Source organism: Streptomyces sp. AC627_RSS907 (assembly GCF_019049165.1).
Genome location: NZ_JAGMUE010000183.1, coordinates 66,435 through 87,294 on the forward strand (window position 1 = coordinate 66,435; position 20,860 = coordinate 87,294).

General features: G+C 74.0%; 19 protein-coding genes. 7 read left to right on the forward strand and 12 right to left on the reverse strand.

Going from position 1 to position 20,860, the window contains the following annotated elements; all coding sequences use genetic code 11:
* Positions 1 to 188 precede the first annotated feature (188 nt).
* From nirD to KUM32_RS31055, 3 genes are read right to left on the reverse strand one after another with little or no spacing between them, the layout of a single operon-like run.
* Positions 189 to 539 (reverse strand): nitrite reductase small subunit NirD, encoded by a 351-nt coding sequence (gene nirD, locus KUM32_RS31045; protein WP_217145294.1) that lies wholly within the window; start codon positions 537 to 539, stop codon positions 189 to 191.
* A complete protein-coding gene (gene nirB / locus KUM32_RS31050; RefSeq protein WP_217145295.1) occupies positions 536 to 3,145 on the reverse strand; it encodes a nitrite reductase large subunit NirB in 2,610 nt (869 codons plus the stop codon). Before nirB ends, nirD begins: the two co-directional genes overlap by 4 nt.
* Positions 3,145 to 4,362, reverse strand: coding sequence for an NAD(P)/FAD-dependent oxidoreductase (locus KUM32_RS31055; protein ID WP_217145296.1), 1,218 nt, complete (start codon positions 4,360 to 4,362; stop codon positions 3,145 to 3,147). Before KUM32_RS31055 ends, nirB begins: the two co-directional genes overlap by 1 nt.
* Before the next feature lie 177 nt (positions 4,363 to 4,539).
* On the opposite strand from KUM32_RS31055, the gene KUM32_RS31060 reads away from it, so the two are divergent.
* Entirely contained in the window at positions 4,540 to 5,322 is a 783-nt protein-coding gene (locus KUM32_RS31060; protein ID WP_217145297.1) for a TSUP family transporter, read from the forward strand.
* 70 nt (positions 5,323 to 5,392) lie between these two features.
* Here KUM32_RS31060 and KUM32_RS31065 read toward each other — a convergent pair whose 3' ends face one another.
* A complete protein-coding gene (locus tag KUM32_RS31065; protein WP_217145298.1) occupies positions 5,393 to 6,295 on the reverse strand; it encodes an NAD(P)-dependent oxidoreductase in 903 nt (300 codons plus the stop codon).
* Positions 6,296 to 6,402: 107 nt separating this feature from the next.
* Here KUM32_RS31065 and KUM32_RS31070 point away from each other — a divergent pair, with 107 nt between their 5' ends.
* Entirely contained in the window at positions 6,403 to 6,792 is a 390-nt protein-coding gene (locus KUM32_RS31070) for a helix-turn-helix domain-containing protein (RefSeq protein ID WP_217145299.1), read from the forward strand.
* On the opposite strand, the gene KUM32_RS31075 is transcribed toward KUM32_RS31070, so the two are convergent.
* Both KUM32_RS31075 and KUM32_RS31080 read right to left on the reverse strand, forming a co-directional pair.
* Positions 6,730 to 7,356 carry a class F sortase gene (locus tag KUM32_RS31075; RefSeq protein WP_217145300.1) on the reverse strand — a complete coding sequence of 209 codons (627 nt, stop codon included), beginning with the start codon at positions 7,354 to 7,356 and terminating at the stop codon, positions 6,730 to 6,732. The genes KUM32_RS31070 and KUM32_RS31075 overlap by 63 nt on opposite strands.
* Before the next feature lie 114 nt (positions 7,357 to 7,470).
* On the reverse strand, positions 7,471 to 8,019 hold the full coding sequence (locus KUM32_RS31080) for a hypothetical protein (protein WP_217145301.1): 549 nt from the start codon (positions 8,017 to 8,019) through the stop codon (positions 7,471 to 7,473).
* 287 nt (positions 8,020 to 8,306) lie between these two features.
* Between KUM32_RS31080 and KUM32_RS31085 the strand changes: the two genes are divergently transcribed.
* Complete coding sequence (locus KUM32_RS31085; RefSeq protein ID WP_217145302.1) at positions 8,307 to 8,894, forward strand: NADPH-dependent FMN reductase; 588 nt, start codon at positions 8,307 to 8,309, stop codon at positions 8,892 to 8,894.
* A 297-nt stretch (positions 8,895 to 9,191) separates the two neighbouring features.
* On the opposite strand, the gene KUM32_RS31090 is transcribed toward KUM32_RS31085, so the two are convergent.
* Complete coding sequence (locus tag KUM32_RS31090) at positions 9,192 to 11,306, reverse strand: molybdopterin oxidoreductase family protein (RefSeq protein ID WP_217145303.1); 2,115 nt, start codon at positions 11,304 to 11,306, stop codon at positions 9,192 to 9,194.
* A 103-nt stretch (positions 11,307 to 11,409) separates the two neighbouring features.
* Positions 11,410 to 12,096 carry a vancomycin high temperature exclusion protein gene (locus KUM32_RS31095; RefSeq protein WP_217145304.1) on the reverse strand — a complete coding sequence of 229 codons (687 nt, stop codon included), beginning with the start codon at positions 12,094 to 12,096 and terminating at the stop codon, positions 11,410 to 11,412.
* 268 nt (positions 12,097 to 12,364) lie between these two features.
* Between KUM32_RS31095 and KUM32_RS31100 the strand changes: the two genes are divergently transcribed.
* The gene (locus KUM32_RS31100; protein WP_254406400.1) at positions 12,365 to 13,120 is read left to right on the forward strand and encodes a sirohydrochlorin chelatase; all 756 of its coding nucleotides are present in this window, start codon (positions 12,365 to 12,367) and stop codon (positions 13,118 to 13,120) included.
* A gap of 75 nt (positions 13,121 to 13,195) precedes the next feature.
* Here the strand turns inward: KUM32_RS31100 and KUM32_RS31105 are convergent, their stop codons facing one another.
* Positions 13,196 to 13,426 (reverse strand): peptidoglycan-binding protein, encoded by a 231-nt coding sequence (locus tag KUM32_RS31105; RefSeq protein ID WP_217145306.1) that lies wholly within the window; start codon positions 13,424 to 13,426, stop codon positions 13,196 to 13,198.
* A gap of 76 nt (positions 13,427 to 13,502) precedes the next feature.
* Between KUM32_RS31105 and KUM32_RS31110 the strand changes: the two genes are divergently transcribed.
* A complete protein-coding gene (locus KUM32_RS31110) occupies positions 13,503 to 13,727 on the forward strand; it encodes a hypothetical protein (protein WP_217145307.1) in 225 nt (74 codons plus the stop codon).
* A gap of 428 nt (positions 13,728 to 14,155) precedes the next feature.
* Here KUM32_RS31110 and KUM32_RS31115 read toward each other — a convergent pair whose 3' ends face one another.
* Complete coding sequence (locus KUM32_RS31115; RefSeq protein ID WP_217145308.1) at positions 14,156 to 15,571, reverse strand: choice-of-anchor A family protein; 1,416 nt, start codon at positions 15,569 to 15,571, stop codon at positions 14,156 to 14,158.
* A gap of 196 nt (positions 15,572 to 15,767) precedes the next feature.
* Positions 15,768 to 16,094 (reverse strand): hypothetical protein, encoded by a 327-nt coding sequence (locus KUM32_RS44065; RefSeq protein ID WP_254406393.1) that lies wholly within the window; start codon positions 16,092 to 16,094, stop codon positions 15,768 to 15,770.
* A gap of 322 nt (positions 16,095 to 16,416) precedes the next feature.
* Here KUM32_RS44065 and KUM32_RS31125 point away from each other — a divergent pair, with 322 nt between their 5' ends.
* Together KUM32_RS31125 and KUM32_RS31130 are read left to right on the forward strand one after the other, a co-directional pair.
* Complete coding sequence (locus KUM32_RS31125; protein WP_217145310.1) at positions 16,417 to 17,109, forward strand: response regulator transcription factor; 693 nt, start codon at positions 16,417 to 16,419, stop codon at positions 17,107 to 17,109.
* Positions 17,106 to 18,497 (forward strand): HAMP domain-containing sensor histidine kinase, encoded by a 1,392-nt coding sequence (locus tag KUM32_RS31130; RefSeq protein ID WP_217145311.1) that lies wholly within the window; start codon positions 17,106 to 17,108, stop codon positions 18,495 to 18,497. Before KUM32_RS31125 ends, KUM32_RS31130 begins: the two co-directional genes overlap by 4 nt.
* 232 nt (positions 18,498 to 18,729) lie before the next feature.
* Here the strand turns inward: KUM32_RS31130 and KUM32_RS31135 are convergent, their stop codons facing one another.
* Complete coding sequence (locus KUM32_RS31135) at positions 18,730 to 20,802, reverse strand: PAS domain-containing protein (RefSeq protein ID WP_254406403.1); 2,073 nt, start codon at positions 20,800 to 20,802, stop codon at positions 18,730 to 18,732.
* Between the last annotated feature and the right edge of the window lie 58 nt (positions 20,803 to 20,860).

Genomic DNA, 20,860 nt, shown 5'->3' on the forward strand with positions numbered 1-20,860 from the left:
GGGCGGCGTCCCGCTCCGCACGCCCCGCCTCCGTCCCGACCGGCCGCAGGACATGGAGGCCGCCGTGGCGCCCGGACCGGCGGCGTCGACGCGGACGCCGTACACGATGCGGTCCAGGGCGGCGTGGTCCAGGGCGGCGCCCCGCGCGAGCACCGACACGGCCGCCGCGGGGAGCCGGCCGGCAGGCCCTACGCGGCCTTCACCTCGTACGTCTCCACCCGTACCTCCTCGTCGTCCAGGCACTGCCCGGTCGCCAGGTCGAACCGCTGCTTGAGCAGCGGAGAGGCGACGAACGGCCGGCCCTGGTGGGTGCCGGTCAGGCCGCGGGAGAGCACCGCCGCTCCGGTGAACGGGTCGCGGTTGCCGATGGCGTACAGCTCGCCGTTCCGGTCACGGAACAGGGCCACCTGGCCGCCGTCCGGCAGCAGGGCCGCCACGCCGCGGCCGGGGAGCAGGGCGCCGAGGTCGCAGGCCGTGAACCAGTCGTCCGCCAGCCGCACGCGGACCTTCAGGTCGGTCGTCTCGGGTGCCAGGGTCATCGCCGGGTGCTTCCTTCCAGGACGTCTTCCTCGGTGCGCCGCAGGCCGATGTCCAGCAGCGGCAGGTCGGGCTTCATCTGGTCGCGTTCGGGCACGAAGCCCACGACCGGGTCGGGGGTGTCGGGCGCGTTGACGAAGGACACGAACCGGGCCAGCTTCTCGGGGTCGTTGATGGTCTCGGCCCACTCGTCGCGGTAGTGGGACACATGGGCCCGCATCTGGGACTCCAGCTCGTCGCAGATGCCGAGCGAGTCGTGCACGACCACGTCCCGCACGTGGCCGAGGCCGCCGGGGATCCGCTCCAGCCAGGTGGAGGTGCGCTCCAGCCGGTCGGCGGTGCGGATGTAGAACATCAGGAACCGGTCGATCAGCCGGACCAGTTCGGCGTCGGACAGGTCCTGCGCGAGCAGGTCCGCGTGGCGCGGGGTGGCGCCGCCGTTGCCGCCGACGTACAGGTTCCAGCCGTTCGCGGTGGCGATCACGCCGAAGTCCTTCGACTGGGCCTCGGCGCACTCGCGGGCGCACCCGGAGACCGCCGACTTCAGCTTGTGCGGGGAGCGCAGGCCCCGGTAGCGCAGCTCCAGGTCGATCGCCATGCGCACCGAGTCCTGGACGCCGTAGCGGCACCAGGTCTGCCCCACACAGGACTTCACCGTGCGCAGCGACTTCCCGTACGCGTGCCCGGACTCGAAGCCGGCGTCCACCAGCCGGGCCCAGATCACGGGGAGCTGTTCGACGCGGGCGCCGAACATGTCGATGCGCTGACCGCCGGTGATCTTCGTGTAGAGGCCGAAGTCACGGGCGATCTCACCGATGACGATCAGCTTCTCCGGGGCGATCTCACCCCCGGGAATGCGGGGGACGACCGAATACGAGCCGTTCCTCTGGAGGTTGGCCAGGAAGTGGTCGTTGGTGTCCTGGAGCGCCGCCTGCTCGCCCTCCAGGACGTACCCGCTCGCGCCGATCACCGGGGCGAGGGAGGCGATGATCGAGCCGACCGTCGGCTTGCAGACCTCGCAGCCGTCAGCGCCCCGGGCGCCCTCGCGGCCGTGCCGGTCGAGCAGTTCCCGGTAGGAGGTGATCCGCAGGGCGAGGACGATCTCGTACAGCTCCTCGCGGGTCTGCGCGAAGCAGCCGCACAGGCCCTTGTCGACCTCGACGCCGTTCGCCTCCAGCTCGGCGTCGATCAGCTGGCCGAGCACCTTGACGCAGGAGCCGCAGCCGGTGCCGGCCCTGGTGCACTTCTTCACCTCGGGCACGGTCGCGCACGCGTGGTCGGTGACCGCGCCGCGCACCGCGCCCTTGGTGACGTTGTGGCAGGAGCAGACCACCGCGTCGTCGGGGAGCGCGGAGGGGCCGAGCTGGGCCGGCGCCCCGACGCCCGCCGGAAGCACGAGGGACTCGGGCGAGACCGGCGGGACCGAGCCGGTGAAGGCGCGCAGCGTGCCGTAGGTCTCCGCGTCGCCGATCAGGATGCCGCCGAGCAGCGTGCCGTCCCGGGCGACGACCAGCTTCTTGTACAGGCCCGCGCGGGAGTCCGAGTAGACGACGTCCAGGCAGTCCTCGGCGGTGCCGTGCGCGTCGCCGAAGGACGCCACGTCGACGCCGAGCAGCTTCAGCTTGGTGGACATGTCGGCGCCGGTGAACGCCGCCTCGTCCCGGGCGATCGTCGCGGCGACCGTCTCGGCCTGCTCGTAACCCGGCGCCACCAGCCCGTAGACCCGGCCGTCGGCCGCCAGCGCGCACTCGCCGATCGCGAACACGTGCTCGTCGGTGACCGTCCGGCACTGCTCGTCCACGCTGATGCCGCCGCGCTCGCCGACCGCCAGGCCGCAGTCGCGGGCCAGCTGGTCGCGGGGGCGGACACCGGCGCTGAACACCACCAGGTCGGTGGCGAGTTCGGAACCGTCGGACAGCTTCATCCCGGTGACCGAGCCGTCCGGGCCGGTCAGGATCTCCTGCGTGCCCACGCCCGTGTGGACGGACAGGCCCATGTTCTCGATGGTGCGCAGCAGCGCCGCGCCGCCGCCCTCGTCGACCTGCATGGGCATCAGGCGGGGCGCGAACTCCACGATGTGCGAGGTGAGCCCGAGGCCCTTGAGCGCCCCCGCCGCCTCCAGGCCGAGCAGTCCGCCGCCGACCACCGCGCCGGTCGTCGCGTTCTTCGCGTACTCCTCGATCGCGAGCAGGTCCTCGATGGTGCGGTAGACGAAGCAGCCCTCGGCGTCCTTGCCGGGGACCGGCGGGACGAACGGGTAGGAGCCGGTGGCCAGCACCAGCACGTCGTAGTCGACGACCAGCCCGGAGCGGGTGGTCACCCTGCGCGCCTCGCGGTCGACGGTCAGGGCCGGGTCACCGACGTGCAGCTCGACGCCGTGCTCGTCGAGGAAGGCCGGGTCGGTCATCGACAGGTCGTCGGGGGTCTTCCCCGAGAAGTACGAGGTGAGGTGGACGCGGTCGTAGGCGGGGCGCGGCTCCTCGCACAGCACGACCACGCGGTGCGTGGCGGTCAGGCCGCGCTCGGCGAGCGCCTCGAGGAAACGCTGGCCGACCATGCCGTGGCCGACGAGCACGATGGTGGGGGTGGGCCCCGGGGTGGCGGTCATCAGGAGCCTCCGTCATGGGTGAGCAGGTGGAGCAGGGGGCCGCCGTCGGACGGGAGCGGCTCTGCTCCCTCCCAGGCGCGCGCGAGCGCGCCGACGGTGCCGAGTTCGCCGACCAGGACCCCGCCGACCAGCCGGTCGTCACGGACGACGACCTTGCGGTAGGTGCCCCGGGTGGCGTCGGCGAGTTGCACGACGTCGTCGCCGGGGCGGGGGTCGGTCTCGCCGAACGCGGCGAGGTCGAAAGGACTGCCCGGCCCGGTGAGGGTGAGCCGGGTCAGGGAACGGGTGCCGGTGTAGCGGGCGGTGGTGTCGCCGGCCAGCAGCCCGGCCAGCGCGCCGGCCTGTTCCAGGGCGGGCGCGGCCAGCCCGTAGACCCGGTCCGCGTGCCGGGCGCAGTCGCCGACCGCGTGGATGTGCGGGTCCGAGGTGCGCAGCTCGTCGTCGACGACCACGCCCCCGCGGACCTCCAGGCCGGCGGCCTGCGCGAGGCCGACGCGCGGACGGACCCCGCACGCGAGGACGACCAGGTCGGCACCGAGGGCGTACCCGTCGGCCATCTCCACCGACCGCACCGCCCCGCCGGCCGAGCGCACGTCCCGGACCCGGCACTCGGTGTGCACCTCGACGCCGAGGGCCTCCAGGTGCCGCCGCACGAGCTGCGAGGCGGCCGGGTCGAGCTGGCGTTCCAGCAGCCGCTCGGACTGCTGGGCGAGGACGACCTGGGCGCCGCGCACGGCCAGCGCACGGGCCGCGGAGACCCCGAGCAGCCCGCCGCCGATGACCACCGCCCGTACCCCGGGCCGCACCGCCTTGGACAGTCCCAGGCAGTCGTCCATGGTCCTGAACGCGTGCACGCCCTCCGGCAGTTCGCGCTCCGGGGTGAACAGGCCGCGCAGGGGCGGCAGCACGGCGTTGGAGCCGGTGGCCAGGACCAGCGTGTCGTATGCGATCAGGGAGCCGTCGGCGCACCGGACGGTGCGCCCGGCCCGGTCGATGCCGGTGACCCGGGCGCGGGTCAGCTCCGCGGGCGCCGGCAGGGCGATCACCTCGGGGCTGTAGCGACCGGCCAGCACCTCGGCGAGCAGCACCCGGTTGTACGGGCGGTGCTCCTCGTCGCCGACCAGCAGCGCGGGCGTGCCGAGTTCACCGAGCCGCCGGACGAGGGTCACGCCCGCGAGTCCGGCGCCGATCACCACCACACGCGCATTCGAGGTCATGGCACTGAGCGTGCGGTGCGGGTGTTACCCGGTCGCATCACCGCTGTTTCCCACCGGGAACGCTGCCCTCAGCGGGGACGGGGGCCGGGTGTGAGGGGCGCCGGCGGACCCGGGGGAACCTCAGAAGTCCCTCATCCCGATGGACGCCCCGTCCCTCGCCTCCGTAGGGTCGTGATCATGCCCGACATATCGCTGACCACGGTCGTCCTCCTGTGCCTCGCGGCCCTCGCGGCCGGCTGGATCGACGCCGTGGTCGGCGGCGGGGGGCTGCTGCTCCTGCCGGCGCTGCTGCTCGGGCTGCCCGCCGGCACCCCGGCCGCGCACGCGCTGGGCACCAACAAGGCGGTCGCCATCGTCGGCACCACGGGCGCGGCGGTGACCTACGCCCGCAGGGCGCCGGTGGACGTCCGCACGGCCGTACGCATCGGGCTGGCGGCGCTGGCCGGGTCGTCGGGCGGGGCCTTCTTCGCCGCCGGGATGAGCACCGAGGTGCTCAAGCCGGTGATCATGGTGGTGCTGCTCGCGGTGGCGGCCTTCGTGATCCTGCGCCCCGCCTTCGGCACCGCCCCCGTCACCGGCCCGGCCACCCGCCGCCAGATCCTCGCCGCGATCGGCCTCGCGGGCCTCGGCATCGGCTTCTACGACGGTCTCGTCGGCCCCGGCACCGGCACCTTCCTCGTCCTGGCGCTCACCGCCGTCCTCCACCTGGACCTGGTCACCGCCTCCGCCACCGCCAAGATCGTCAACTGCTGCACCAACGCGGGTGCCCTCGCGACCTTCGCCTGGCAGGGCGCCGTCCTGTGGCAGCTGGCCGCGCTGATGGCCGTCTTCAACCTGGTGGGCGGCACCCTGGGCGCGCGCACGGCGCTGAAGAAGGGCAGCGGGTTCGTCCGCGTCGTCCTGCTGACGGTCGTCTTCGCCCTGGTGGCGAACCTGGCGTACGAGCAGTGGCTGGCCTAGGGCCTGCCTGAGGGGTCCCGCCCGCCCCGCCGGCGGACGACGGGAACCGGCGGAGGCCCCGGAAGCGCGTTCAGGCGTCCGTCCCCCGCCGCACGTCCAGCAGTTCCACCACCCCCGTCGTGTCCTCCTCCCCGTTGCCCTCGGCGAGCCGGCGCTCCATCAGCGCCATGTACGGCGTCAGCAGCTCCGCGCTCACCCCCTGCTCCTCGGCCGTGCGCAGCAGCGTCGCGTTGCCCGCCACCTGCATCGCGAGGTTGGAGACCACGTCCTTGCCGTAGTCGCCGCTCTGCAACTGGTCGGCGGCCTTGTGGATCACGCCGGTCATCGCGCCGAGCCACCCCACGAGCAGCGGGGCGAAGTCCTTCGGGGCGATGTCCTCGGGGCGGATCAGCGCGAAGGCGTGCATCACGCCCGCGAACATGCCGGTCATCGCGCTCAGCAGCGCCACGTCGTGCAGCGCCGCGAAGCCCGCGTCCGCACCGACGAAGCGGGTGCCGGCCGGGACGGCGAGGGTGTCCCGGTGCTCCTCGAAGAGGTCGGGGGAGCCACTGTAGAAGACGTACCCGCCGGAGCCGGCGTCACCGATCATCGGCGGTACGGCCATGATCCCGCCGTCCAGGAAACGGGCCCCGCGTGCCGTCGCCCAGGCGGCGCGGGCGCGGCCCTCGGCGGGTGTGCCGGTGGTGAGGTCGACCAGGTCCCGTCCGGTCAGGTCGGCCCCGTCGAGGGCCTCGCCGACCGAGGCGTCGTCGAGCAGGCAGACGATCACCAGACGGTTCGCGGCCACCGCCTCGGCGGCGCTCGCGGCGACCGTCGCGCCGTCGGCGGCGAGGGCCCGGGCACGGGCGGGGGTGCGGTTCCAGACGGTGACGGGGTGCCCGGCGGCGAGCCAGGCGCGAACCAGGGCGGTGCCCATGGCGCCGGTGCCGAGGACGGTGAGCGGAATGCGGGAAGAGGTTGCCGTGTCAGTCATGGTGATCAGGTTCCGCCCCGGGTGACGGCCGCTCAAGTACGCACTTCGGAGTGGGTGGTTACCTTGGGGGAAGAATGCAGGCAGCGAGCGGGGACGGGGTGAGGGGTATGGGGACGGCACGGCGGCCGGGGGCGTACGTCTGCGGGGTCGACGCGGCGATGGACGTCATCGGGGGCAAGTGGAAGGTGCTCATCCTGTGGGCGCTCGGCGAAGGGACGTGCCGCTTCGGCGCCCTGCGCCGGGAACTGCCCGGGGTGACCGAGAAGGTCCTCACCGCCCAGCTGCGGGAACTGGAGGCCGACGGCATCGTGCACCGCGAGGAGTACCGCGAGGTGCCGCCGCGCGTCGAGTACTCGCTGACCGCCCGGGGCGTGGCCCTCAACGAGGCGCTGGCGCCGCTCGCCGCCTGGGGGAGGGCCAACGTGCTGGACGCCTCACCGGCTGCCGGTGAGGTGCGCGAAGACCACCACGTTGCCCTGGTATCCGGTACCGCGTGAGTAGTCCCCGCCGCAGGTGATGACCCGCAGCTCGGGCCGTCCCGCCGCGCCGTAGACCTTCCCGTCGGGGAAGTCCTCGGCGGCGTACACCTCCACCGCGTGCACGGTGAACACCGCGACGCCGCCGTCGCGCCGGTCGACCTCGATCGTGTCGCCCTTCTCCAGGGCGCCGAGCCGGTAGAAGACGGCGGGGCCCTCGGTGTTGTCGACGTGCCCGGCGACGATCGCGGTCCCGGTCTCGCCGGGCGTGGTGCCGGCCTCGTACCAGCCGGCGAGGTTCTTCTGCTCGGCCGGCGGGACGTCGAGGCTGCCGGACGGCGTCAGGCCGAGGCCCGTCAGGGGGGCGTCCACCCCGATCGCCGGGACACGTATGCGGTCGGGCGGGGAGGGCGGCAGCGAGGGGGCGGCGGGCGTCTGCCCCGCCTGCCCGGCGCCGGTGCGGGCCTGCGCGGCCGACGGCTGCGGCGGGGTCCCGGTCCCGGCGCCACCGGTGAGCAGCCAGGCCCCGGAGCAGAGGGCGACCCCCGTGACGGCGGCTATCGCGGCGTTCTCGACCCTGCGCATGACACGACCCCTCTCCCTCGTGGGACCCCCGGCCCCCTCCGGGCCGCGAGGGGCGTCGGACCCGGAGGGGGTGGGGAAGTGCGGTACCGGCTGACGGGCAGCGGAGGGTGCCCGTCAGATCCCGTCGCCTCTCGCCCGGCGATGCAGGAGCCAGGTACCGCCCGCGGCGGCGACGGCGAGAGCCGCCACACCGGCCGCGGTCCGCACGGGATCGGGGCCCAGAGCGCCACCGACCCCCGTCTTCACGCTTCCTCTGGGGTACACCTGCCCCTGCGCCGGCGTCAGCGTGACCACCAGGTCGCCCGCCACCCGCCGGCCGCTGTCACCACAGGTCGCGACGATCTCGTACGTCCCCGGCTGCGCGCTCGGCGGCACCTCGAACTCCCCGGCCACCTCGCCCTCGTGCGCGCCCGGCGCCAGCGTGAACGTACCGGCGCCCACCGCGCTGGCATCGCCCGCCGCCCCGTGCCCGCCGCACGCCGTCGTGTTCACCGTGGCCCGCTCACCCGGCACGACGGAGGAGGGGGACACCTTCAGCGTGCCGGTCACCGCGGTCTCCCCCGTGTACGCGGCCTCCCCGGCGTGCGCGGGTGCCGCGGTGGTGAGGCCCGCGGCCGCGACGGCGAGCGCGGTGCCGGTCAGCAGGCGGGCGGTACGTCGCATCGGTGCTCCCTGAGCTCTTCGGTGGCCCTCCCTACCGAGGAAAGGGGCACCCGGCGCGGCCCGCTCTCTGAAAGGGCGTCAGGAATGCGGTGAACGGGTGTCCGCCGCGCGCCCGGCGTGCTCGCGGGGGCGGCCGTTTCGGCAGGTCACCGGCGGGCGGCGGGCGGATGCCGGACGAGATCCCGAAGGGTGCGCGGCGCGGGTGTGAACGGGTGACCGGCACCCCCGGACGGGTCCGCGGGCCGCGACTTGACCTCAAGTAAAGTCGAGGTACCAGGCTCTGCGGCATGAACACAACGACCGACCCGCTCCGTGTGACCCTGCTCGTCGGCAGCAACCGCCACCGCCGATTCGGCCCCGTCGTCGCCGACTGGCTCCTGGACCACCTCCGGGCCCACGACGGCCTGGTCCCCGAGGTCGTGGACGTCGCCGCGACCGATCTGCCGACGACCCTCGCCCCGACCCCCGAGGCGCGGTCCGCGCTGGCGGAGATATCCCCCAGGCTGGCCGGCGCCGACGCGTTCGTCGTCCTCACCCCCGAGTACAACCACTCGTTCCCGGCGGGCCTGAAGAACGTCATCGACTGGCACTTCACCGAGTGGCGGGCCAAGCCCGTCGGCCTCGTCTCCTACGGCGGGCTGGCCGGTGGCCTGCGCGCCGTGGAGCACCTGCGTCAGGTCTTCGCCGAGCTGCACGCCGTCACGGTCCGCGACACGGTCTCCTTCCACAACGCGGGCGCGTCCTTCGACGACACCGGTAGGCTCCTGGACCCCTCGGGGCCGGACGCGGCGGCCAAGACCATGCTGGACCAACTGGTGTGGTGGGGCCGGGCGCTGCGGGAGGCGAAGGAGAGGCGGCCCTACGACACCGCGTAGCCGCGGAGCACGCGGGGAGGGAGAACGCCCCTGCGGGGAGCGGTGCGTCTCCCGTTCCCGCCAGGACGGTCGTGCGGGACGCCGACGGGGCGGCGGCCCGCGCCCGGGGCCACGTCGCCGCCCGGCCGTCGCCGCCCGGCTGTCACTGCCCGGCCGTCATCGCCTGGCCGTCACTGCCCGGCCGTCATCGCCTGGCCGTCACTGCCCGGCTGTCACCGCCCGGCCGCGGGCCCGGGGCACGCCGGTCGAGGGCGGCGTCCGCCGGCCGGGGCCGGCGTCCGGCCCGTGCCGTGACCGCTACGGCGTCACCGTCACCGCTTCCACCCGCACCGCGCACACCTTGAACTCCGGCATCCGCGAGGTCGGGTCCAGCGCCGGGTTGGTCAGGGTGTTGGCGCGGCCCTCGCCCGGCCAGTGGAAGGGCATGAACACGGTGTCGGGGCGGATGCCGGCGGTGATGCGGGCCGGCGCCACGGCCCGGCCACGCCGGGAGACGACAGCCACCGGATCACCCTCGGCCGCCCCCAGCCGCGCCGCCAGCCGCGGGTGCAGCTCCACGAAGGGACCGGGCGCGGCGGCGTTCAGCTCGTCCACGCGCCGGGTCTGCGCGCCGGACTGGTACTGCGCCACGACCCGGCCGGTGGTCAGCAGCACCGGGTACTCGTCGTCGGGCTCCTCGGCGCTCGGGCGGTGGGTGACGGGGGCGAAGCGGGCCCGGCCGTCGTCGGTGGCGAAGCGGTCGAGGAAGAGGCGCGGGGTACCCGGGTGCGGCTCGGTCCCGGCCGTGTCCGCCGGTGCCGTGCCCGGCGCCGGGCACGGCCAGAACACGCCCTGCTCCTGTGCCAGCCGCCGGTAGCTGATCCCCGAGTAGTCCGCGGGCCCGCCCGCGCTCGCCCGGCGCAGCTCCTCGAAGACCTCCTCCGGTTCGGTGGGGAAGCCCTTCTCCACCCCGAGCCGGCCGGCCAGCCCGTGCAGCACCTCCAGGTCGCTGCGGACCCCGTCCGGCGGGGTGATCGCGCGCCGCCGCAGCAGTACCCGCCCCTCCAGGCTGGTCGTGGTGCCCGTCTCCTCCGCCCACTGCGTCACCGGCAGCACGACGTCCGCCAGCGCCGCCGTCTCGGAGAGCACCACGTCGCACACGGCCAGGAAGTCCAGCGAGCGCAGCCGCTCCTCGATGTGGGCGGCGCGGGGCGCCGACACCACCGGGTTGGACCCCATCAGCAGCAGCGACCTGATGTCCGTGCCCAGCGCGTCCAGCAGCTCGTAGGCGCTGCGCCCCGGCCCCGGCAGCGAGTCGGGGTCCACGCCCCACACCTCGGCGACGTGCCGCCGCGCCGCCGGGTCGGTCAGCTTGCGGTAGCCGGGCAACTGGTCTGCCTTCTGCCCGTGTTCGCGCCCGCCCTGCCCGTTGCCCTGCCCGGTCAGGCAGCCGTACCCCGACAGGGGCCGTCCGGCCCGCCCCGTCGCCAGGCACAGGTTGATCCAGGCGCCCACCGTGTCGGTGCCCTTGGCCTGCTGCTCGGGGCCGCGCGCGGTGAGCACCATCGCGGCCGGAGGCTCACAGAACAGCCGTACGGCCTCCCGCAGTTCGGGAACGGACACCCCCGTGATCCGCTCCACGTACTCCGGCCAGTGCGCCATCGCCGCCGCCCGCGCGTCCTCCCAGCCGGCCGTGCGCTCCTCGACGTACCGCTCGTCGACCCGCCCCTCGGCGACGACCAGGTGCAGCATCCCCAGCGCCAGCGCCAGGTCGGTGCCCGGCCGGGGCGCCAGGTGCAGGTCGGCCTGCTCGGCGGTCCTGGTGCGGCGCGGGTCGACGACGATCAGCGTGCCGCCGTTCTCGCGCAGCTCGGTGAAGTACCGCAGGGACGGCGGCATCGTCTCCGCCGGGTTCGACCCGACGAGGATCACGCATCCCGTCCTCGGGATGTCCTCCAGCGGGAACGGCAGACCCCGGTCCAGACCGAACGCCTTCGTGCCGGCCGCCGCGGCCGACGACATGCAGAACCGCCCGTTGTAGTCGATCTGCGAGGTACCCAGCACCACCCGGGCGAACTTGCCCAGCGCGTACGCCTTCTCGTTGGTCAGTCCGCCCCCGCCGAACACGCCGAGGGCGTCCGCACCGTGCTCGTCCCGGATGCGGGCGAGGTTCCGGGCGATCCGGTCCAGCGCCTCGTCCCACGTGGCCGGCACCAGCGCGCCGGCACCGGAACGCACCAACGGGGACGTCAGGCGGACGCCCGCCGCGAGCACCGCCGGCGCCGTACGCCCCTTGCCGCACAGGGCCCCCCGGTTCACCGGGAAGTCCGCCCGCTCGCTCACCTCGACACTCCCGTCGGCGGCGGGCGTCAGGTTCATCCCGCACTGCAGGGCGCAGTACGGGCAGTGCGTGGGCGTCGCGGTGTTCTGCATGCCGCCCAGCGTGCGCCGCCCGTGTTACGCGACCGGGCGGCGCTCTGTTACGCCGCCGGGACGGTGACCTCCCCGCCGCCCTCCGGTCACGGTGAGGGCCGCGTCACCGCCCGCCGGCCAGGGCCCGCGCCACCCCCGGTTCCTTCGGCCCGAGGAAGGTGGGATCCGGCTCGAACACCGCGTCCAGCGCCGCCTTGCCCGCCGCGAGGATCTCCCGCGCGCCCCCGTAGTACCAGGTCGCGTCGTGTACGGCGTCGACCCCGACGCCGTACGACGCCACGCCCGCCTCCTGGCACAGCGCCACCGCCCGCCGGATGTGGAAGCCCTGGCTGATCAGCACCGCCCGGTCCACGCCGAAGACCTTCTTCGCGCGGACGCAGGAGTCCCAGGTGTCGAAGCCCGCGTAGTCGCTGACGATCCGGGCGTCGGGCACGCCGTGCCGGACCAGGTAGGCGCGCATGGCGTCCGGCTCGTCGTACTCCTCACGGCTGTTGTCGCCGGTCACGAGCACCACCTCGATCCGCCCCGCGTGGTACAGCTCGGCCGCCGCGTCCAGCCGGTGGGCCAGGTACGGAGACGGCTCGCCGTCCCACAGCCCCGCGCCGAAGACGACCGCGACCTCGGTACGGGGCACGTCGGCCGTGGCGCGCAGCCGGTCGCCGGTGACCAGGTGCATCCACGTCGCGGGCAGCAGGGCCAGCACGCATCCGGCCATGACCGCCCGGACCAGCCGCCGCCGCCCCCTGCGGGTGCGCGGAAGGCGCGGTCTGCCAGGTGTCCAGTGGCGCATCGGTCGGCCCCTCCCCGGTCGTCTCCTGCCCCCAGGGACGTCCGGGGCCTGCCTCCGGTTCGCCGGCCGCCGGGTGACCGCACTCACGGCACCGGACGGAACCGGGGGCCGGGCCCGCTCACACGGACCGCGCACCGCACTGTGAACCGACGGAAAATTCCCGTGACGCCCACGCAACGGGAAGGCAACGTCGCCCCGCCACCATCGCCGTATGACGGTGACGGGCATGACGGTGGCGGGCACGGCGGGCACGGCGGGCATGGCGGGCATGGCGAGGGGCACGAGCCGGGCGAACCCCGGGGGCCCGCCCGCCCTGGTCGTCGTCGCGCACGGCAGCCGGGACCCGCGCGCGCTGCGTACCGTACGCGCCCTCCTCGACCGGGTCCGCGCCCTGCGCCCCGGCCTGCCGGTGCACCTCGGACACATCGAGCTCAACGCGCCCCTGCTGCCCGACACCCTCGCCCGCCTCGGTGGCCGGGAGGTGATCCTCGTGCCGCTGCTGCTCAGCCGCGGCCACCACGTCAAGCGGGACCTCCCCGAGATGGCCGCGGCGGCCCCGGTGCGCGCCCGCCTGGCCGCCCCGCTCGGCCCGCACCCGCTGCTCGTCGACGCCCTGCACGACCGCCTCGCCGAGGCCGGCTGGCCCGCCCGCGGCTCCCGGGGCGGCGCCGTCGTCCTCGCCTCCGCGGGCTCCCGCGACCCGGACTCCCGCGCCGACACGGGCCGCACCGCCACCGTCCTGTCCGGACGCCTCGGCGTCCCGGTGCTTCCCGCGTTCGCCTCGGCGGCGGCCCCCACCGTCCCGGAGGCGGTGCGCGCGCTGGCGGCCCGGGGCCACCGTCACATCGCCGTGGCCTCGTACTTCACGGCCCCGGGCCGCTTCGCGGCGGAGTGCGCGGCAGGGGCCCCGTGGATCGCGTCCGCCCCGCTGGGCACGCACCCGGCGATGGCCCACCTGCTGCTGCACCGCTACGAGGAGGCGGCGGCACGGGCCACCACCGCACCGGCGACGGCTTCGGCCTGAGGGGAGTGCGGCCGTCCGGGCCGCGCCTCGCTCGGCGGGTTGGTTCCTTTCGTCCGGCGTCTGCGTCCGCCGGACTCAGGACCCCGCGCGGGCGGACACGGTGGTCTCGGCCTCGAGGGCCGCGCGCGTGGCCGGCCCGTAGACCCCCGGGGACTCGTCGACGTTCCGCATCCACTGGAAGCGGTGTACGGCGATGGTGACGTCGGTGGAGAACTCGCCGTCGATGGGCCCGTAGTAGAGGTGGAACTGCGTCAGCCGTTGCTGGAGCTCGGTCACCTGGGGGCCCTGGCTGCCGAGTGACAGCACGATGTCCTTCGGCGGTTGGGGCGGCTGTGACGGTTGTTTCTGCCGTGGCCGCTGTGACGGCTTGGGAGGCGGTGTCGTGGACGGGGTGCTGCGCGGTGTGGTCGAGGGGGTGGCGCTGGGCGACCGGGTGGGACGCGTGGCACGTTCGCTCGGACTGGGCGCCTGGCGGGACGGCGTCGCCGACGGGGACTCGCTGGGGGCCGGGTCGGGCGCCGGTGCCTGCGACGTCTCGGCCGGCGCCGCGGGCACGGGAGCCGTCACCGGCCGTTCGGCCGCCGTGGGCTGCCGGGAATCCGGATGACCGGAGAGCGCGTAGAAGAAGATTACCGAGCCGATGCCGGCGGCCGCGCCGCACCCGAGGACCAGCGCACGTGATTTCCCCTTCCGGCGACGGTGACCCGGGACGGGACGGTCGGTCGCCGGCGGCGGCGGCGGAGGCGGTGGGGGGCTCTGTTTAGGGGTGGGCTCGGTAAAGAGGTTCAGGACTTCCTGCTCGATGGTCTCCTCGGTGCTGTCCGGCGGTACGACGTGCCCGAAGACGGGATTTGCGGCCTGCTGAAGCGTCATCGACCTGGGCCTTTGCGCGCGTGAAGCATATGAATTCATCCTCTTGCGGGAATGACCGGAACGGCCGGCGGTGCGCCTGCGCCGAACTGGTGAGGCGGGGCGGCAGTAGTGCGCCGCCCCGCCTCATGTTTCGTTCACAGTTTCTTCATATATTCCGATTCATCACGTGCGGCGGCGACGTCGCGCGGCGGCGAACATCGCCACACCGGCGGCGATGACGGCGGCCGCCGCCACGGCGATCAGCGTGGTGGGTCCCGCGCCGGTGGTCGCGAGGAGACCCTTGTCGTCGTCACGCGGCGCGGGGGTCGACGCGGACGGCTCGGCGGCCGGCTGCTCGGCGGACTCGGACGGCCGGTCCGGCTGCGACGGCTGCGTCGCCGGCGCCGACGGTGACGGGCTGTCCGGCGTCGTGGACGGCTCCGGTTCCGGCTTCGTCGGCTCGTCCGGCCGGGCGGGCTCGCTCGGCTTCGTGGGCGGGGCCGGCGGGACGGTCGTCTCGGACTTGCACTCGAAGGCCGGTGAACCGTTCCAGGGGTAGTTGTGGCTCTCGTTGCCGGAGCCGTGGGTCCGCACGTCCTTGCCGAAGTACAGGCGCCCGTTGGTGCTCGCGGTGATGTCCGCGGACGCGTCGGGGGCGAGGATCGAGCCCATGAAGTTCCCGCCGCCGCCCAGGGTGACGGACGGGGACTTCTCGAAGTTGTACAGGATGCGCGAAGCGGCCTCGCCGAACTTCGCCGAGCTGTACAGGTCGACCCGGTCGTCGTTGAATCCGACGGCCATCGGGGAGATCTTGACCCCCTGGGAGCCGGTCACGTTGACGACGACCGAGTCCCCGGCCGGGATGGACTTGAACAGGAACGTCGAGGCGCCGTCGAGGTCGGCGGCGGAGATCTCGAAGACCTGGAGGCCGCCCTTGCCCGCTCCCGTGCTGGTGAAGGTGACCGAGCCACCGGACTTCGCGGCCGTCCCCGTGGTCTTCAGCGAACCGAGGGAGGACGACTCCTTCCTGAGGGTCGCGTCGAACGCGGCGTAGGTGCCGAGCGCGTCCTTCTGGCCCATGCCTTCGGCGAGGGAGCCGCCGTTCGTCCTCAGTTCCCCCTGGTCGTCCAGCGCCCCGCCGACCCGGACGGAACCGCCGTAGCGGGGGCCGGCCGTGAGGCCGTGGCCGACGTCGACCGTGGTCCCCTTGTCGATCGACAGGCCGCCTCCCACGGCGAGCATCACGTCGCCGGAGACGGGGAGGATGCCGGAACCGGCTCCGACCCGGCCGACGTTGAACACGCCACCGCCGTGCTTGGCGAACGTGGCGTCGCCCTTGACGACGAGAAGCCCCTCGGCCTCCGCGGTGCCTCCGTCGGCCGTGTAGTCACCTCCGGCGAAAAGGGAGACATTATTGTCGGTGAAAGTCGGATTGTGGCCGATGCCCGGCGTCTTTCCCGGGGTGGGGCACGATGCCGACTGGCCGGCGGCAATTGCGGGGGAGGCCGCGTATATACCTCCGCAGCCTATGAAGCCGAGCGACAGGGCCAATGCGGCCGTAGCGCTTTTTCTGGTGGTTGTTTTCTCTCGCTTGCGCACGCCGACGGACTTTAGCAGTACTCCGGGGTGGCGAGAGCGGCGAGGAGAAGGCGTCTCGACGCGGCCTTCAGGGGAATTCATTAAGGAACCGTCATGGCTTGTTTAAGAGAACCTTAAAACAACGGATTTCGTTGCGCCGTCACTCGTCCGGGTTAAGGCTGTCGAGTCCGGATCGTTACGGAAGGCGCGGGGGCGGTCACCGTTCCTCGATCTCGACGAGGGGCGCGTGCTGGTACCACGTGCAGAAGACCGAGATCTCCCGCGCGCCGTCGGTGAAGCTCACACGGATCCACTGGGGGTGCTTCCACACCTGCATCTGCCAGCCCGGGTGCGGGGTGGCCGAGACCAGTTCCGCGTGGTCCTCCTTCATGTCGAAGGTGACCCGGCCGCCGTCGACGGTGTAGTCCTCGGGGTTCGTCCTCGCGCGGTCGCCCGGCTCGCCCGCCGGGGCCGTGTCCTCGGCGGTGGGCCCGGTGCCCGGTGCGGGGCCGGTGGAGGTGCCGGCCGGGGGTTTCCTTTCCACTTCGGCCGCGTCGTCGCCGGCGGACTCCGATCGCGTGGGTGCGGGGGGCGTTGTGGTCGGGTCGCCGGAGGGCGTCCCGGGTGAGGATTCCGGTTCTCCCTTTCCCGGGGTCTGCGTAACGGGAAGGACGGGGGGCGGGGTATAGGCGGTGGCCGTCACCACCGTGTGTACACCCCACCAGGAAACCGCGCCCGCCACCGCGGTGGACAGCGTCCAGGCAATGCCGTGTTTCAGAAGTCGTCGCATCGTGATCCAGGGTGCACTAAGTGTTCTCGTCGAGGTTCCTGCGAATCGTTTCATTGATTAGCGTACGGTTCCGCTCATGGCTAGTGTGCTCTTGGTCGAGGACGACCGCTTCGTACGCGCTGCCCTCATTAGGCACCTGACCGATGCCTCCCACACCGTGCGGAGTGTCGGCACGGCGCTCGATGCGCTGCGCGAGGTTTCCCAACTCCAGTTCGACGTCGTGATACTCGACCTCGGACTGCCCGATCTGGACGGCGCCAAGGCCCTGAAGATGCTGCGCGGCATCACCGACGTCCCGGTGATCATCGCCACCGCCCGGGACGACGAGGCCGGGATCGTGCGCCTGCTCAACGACGGTGCCGACGACTACCTGACCAAGCCGTTCTCCGCGGAGCACCTGTCCGCCCGCATCGCGGCGGTCCTGCGGCGCTCCGGCGCGGGCGCGGACACCCTCGCCGCGCTGCCCCAGGCGATCCAGGTCGGGGGGATATCCGTCGACCCGGTACGCCGCCGGGCCACCCTGGACGGTGTCGAACTCGACCTGACCCGCCGGGAGTTCGACCTTCTCGCCTTCCTCGCGGAACGCCCCGGCGTGGTCGTCTCGCGCAAGGACCTGCTGACGCAGGTGTGGAAGCAGCCGTACGGCGCCGACAAGACCATCGACGTCCATCTGTCATGGCTGCGGCGCAAGCTGGGCGAGTCCGCGGCCCGGCCGCGCTACCTGCACACCTGCCGGGGCGTGGGCGTGAAACTGGAGCCCCCGCGGTGAGATGGGCCCTCATCCGGGTCTGCCTCGCGGTCACGGGCATGGTGGTGGTGGCCTTCGCGGTGCCGCTGGGTCTGGTCGTCAGGGAGATGGCGTCGGACCGGGCCTTCGCCAACGCCGAACGGCAGGCGGCCTCGCTCGGGCCGACGCTGTCGATCACCACCGACCGGAAGCACCTGACGCAGGCCGTCCTGTCCACCGAGGCGGGTGCCGCCGGCCGGATGGCCGTCCACGTCCCGGTCTCCGACGGTGCTCCCGAGCTGGAGATCGGCCGTGTCCGGGTGGCACACGACAGGGTGGACACCGTGCGCGCGCTCGGGCACGCCGCCATCACGGACGTGCCGGGCGGTTCGGCGTTCCTGCAGCCCTTCGCGCTGAAGTCCGGAGAGATCTGCATCGTCGAGGTCTACGTGCCCGAAGCCGAGGGCAGCCGCGGAGTGGCCACGGCCTGGCTCGTCCTGGCCGGTGTCGGGCTCGCCCTGATCGTCGGCTCGGTCGTGGTCGCGGACCGCCTCGGCGTACGGCTCACCCAGCCCGCCCAGCGGCTCGCCGGCGCGGCGCAGCAGCTCGGTAAGGGCAGACTCGGCGTGCGGGTCGTGGAGGACGGACCGGCGGAACTCCGGCAGGCCGCGGCGGCCTTCAACGCGATGGCGGGCCAGGTCGTCCAACTCCTGGCCAGCGAGCGGGAGCTGGCCGCGGACCTGTCGCACCGCCTGCGGACACCGCTGACCGTGCTGCGGCTCAACGCCGCCTCGCTCGGCCACGGCCCCGCCGCGGACCAGACACGGAGCGCCGTCGAGCAACTGGAACGCGAGGTCGACATCATCATCCGCACGGCACGGGAGGCCAAGCCGCAGACGGCCGGACCGACCCTCGACGCGGGCTGTGACGCGGCCGAGGTGATCCGGGAACGCATGGAGTTCTGGGCGGCGCTCGCCGAGGACGAAGGCCGTGCGGTCGGGCTCGCCGGTGCCGACGAGCCGGTGCCCGTGCCCGTCCCGCACGGTGAGCTCGTGGCCGCGCTCGACGCCCTGCTGGGCAACGTCTTCCAGCACACCCCGGAGGGCACCGCCTTCTCGCTGGACGTGCACCGGAGCCGGGACGCGGTGATCATCCTGCTCTCCGACGCGGGACCGGGCATCCCCGACCCGGAGGCGGCGCTCGCCCGGGGCAACAGCGGGGAACGGGACGGTTCGACGGGCCTGGGGCTGGACATCGTGCGGCGGATGGCGGAGGCCACGGGCGGCGATGTGCGCATCGGCCGCTCGGTGTTCGGCGGTGCGGAGATCCGGGTGTGGATCCAGCTCGGCACCCAGCAGGACGAGCAGGCGGGCCGGCGCGACCGCCGGGCCGCCAGGCGCCGCAGGCGCCCGAGTGTCACGTCGGGGTGACGGCCCCTGCGCCCCTCCGGGCGCTCCCCCCGGGGCGCGGTCCCGCCGGTCGTGGAGTCGACCAGTCGGGTGAAGCGCCGGGCAGACCGTGCGGGCCACGGACCGGACTCGGGGGACGGTCCGGTCCGTGGCCGCGGGGGGCGCGCTCCCCGTACCGGACCGCCGGACGGAGGGGACCGGCCGGTCCGGTGGTCCCGTGCGCCCCTCGTGCCTGCCGAGGGGCGCCGGGTGTTCAGGAGACGAGGTCGGCGCCGGCCGGTGCCGGCCACAGCGCCGGGCCGGGCAGGGCCAGCCGGCGGTCCCCGTGCGGCCCGGCGGGGGAGGGGACGGCCGGGGCCTCGGCGGGCAGCGGCACGCCGGTGGACCGCGTGTCACCACCGAACAGGGACCCCGTCGGGAAGGTCTGCGCGGGCAGCGCCCTGACGGGTGTGAGGCCGGGGGCGTCGGCACTCGCCTCGTCCAGGAACGTCACCACTCCCACGTCGGAGTGTTCCGGGGCTCCCGTCGCGTAGGACACCGCGGCACTCTCCACCGGGCGCCCGCGCCGGCGCCCGGTCGGCCGCAGAGCGCCGCCCACGGCCACCGCGCGGCCGTCGGTGTCGGCACCGGTGTCGGCGTGACGAGCGCGCCGGCGTCGGTGCCCCGGCGTGCCGGGGCGCTGAGCGGGCAGTGCCCGTGCCCCGGACGGGGCGTCCGCGGCGGGCGGTCGCCCGGCCGTCGCGGACGGGGCGGCGAGCGGCACCTCGACGACGTACGTGCTGCCGTTCGTCCCGGGCACCTCGTACCGCTGGACCACCCCTCCGTGCGCGCCCACGATCCCGCGGACGACCGCCTGGTGGACGGGGTCGCCGCCGGCGTACGGCCCCCGCACCTCGATCCGTACGGTGTCGCCGCGCTGCGCGGCCACGACGACGGTCGACGGCTCCCCGGCGTCCGCGCCCACCGGCACCGCCACCCCGGTCACGTCGGCGCCGGCGTCGTCGTGGCCGTAGCCGTCGTAGCCGTCGTGGCCGTCGTCGGCGACGTCCGCGAGGAGGTGCGCGAGCGCGGTGGTCAGGCCCTCCGGGTCCACCTCGGCCTCGATCGGGGGCGTGTGCACGGCGAAACGCGCCCGCCCGTGCCTCATGAGCTGCCCGGACCGATGGACGGCGGCGTCCACGACCCGGCCGATCTCCACCCTCCCCCGGCGCGGTTCCTCCTCGCCGTCGGCGAACCGCTGGTAGTCGAGCAGGCCGTCCAGGCAGGCGGTCAGCCGTGTGCACCCGGCGGCCAGCCGGCCCAGCTGCCGGCCGGCCTCCGGCCACAGATGGCCGGCGTCGTCGGCCGCCAGGCCGGCGAGCGAGGCGCGTATCTCCTCCAGCTGACCGTGCCGGGCACCGCTGACGGCGGCGGTCAGCTGCGCGTGCCGGTCGGCCAGGGCCTGGTACCCGTCCTCGTGGCGGCGCAGCGCGGCGGCGTGCCGTTCCGCGTGCTCGGCGAGTTCGGCCGCGTGCTCGCGCGCGAGCCGCTCGTCCGGGCGGCGGTCCGTGAAGGTCATGACGACGCCGGCGATCCTGCCCTCCTCGTGCACCGGAGCGGTGGTCATGTCCACCGGGATCCGGGTGCCGTCCTGTGCCCACACGACCTGTCCGCGCACCCGGTGCTTGCGGCCGGACCGGAGCGTGTCGGCGAGGGGCGACTCCTCGAACGGGTAGGGCTCGCCGTCGGCGCGGGTGTGCAGGATCAGCGAGTGGAGCTCCTGGCCGCCGAGCCGCCCGGCGCGGTAGCCGAGCATCCGTGCCGCGGCGGGGTTGACCAGCACGATCCGCCCTTCGGCGTCCGTGCCGATGACGCCCTCGGTCACCGCCCGCAGGACGGTCGCCGTCTGCCGCCGCGAACTGGCCAGCCCCGCCTCGGCGTCGAGGACCCCGGTGACGTCCCGGACGACCAGCATGAGCAGCCGCCCGTCGCCGTGACGGTCGTACCCGTACGGGTCCGGCGCGCCCCCACCCTCCAGAGCGGTGCTGTGGACCTCGGCGGTGAACTCGTCGCCGTCCGTGCGCCGGGCGGTCATCCGTCTCGGCCTGGCCTGCTCCCTCCGGCCGGACTCCTGGAACACATGCCCCCGGCCGTCCGTGAGACGCCAGTCGTAGTCGGGCAGCAGATCCAGCAGCCCCCGCCCGACGAGCGCCGTGCCCGGCGCCTCGAACAGGGCGACAGCCGTCGCGTTGGCGCTGACGACCGTGCCGTTGTCGTTGACGAGTACGAGGCCGTCGGGGAGGGCGTCGAGGACGACGGCGAGACGGTCGGGACCATGGAGCGGCATGTTGTTCACGACGGCACCTCCTGAAACGGGCTTCTCTCGCGGAACGTTCCGGTGCTCC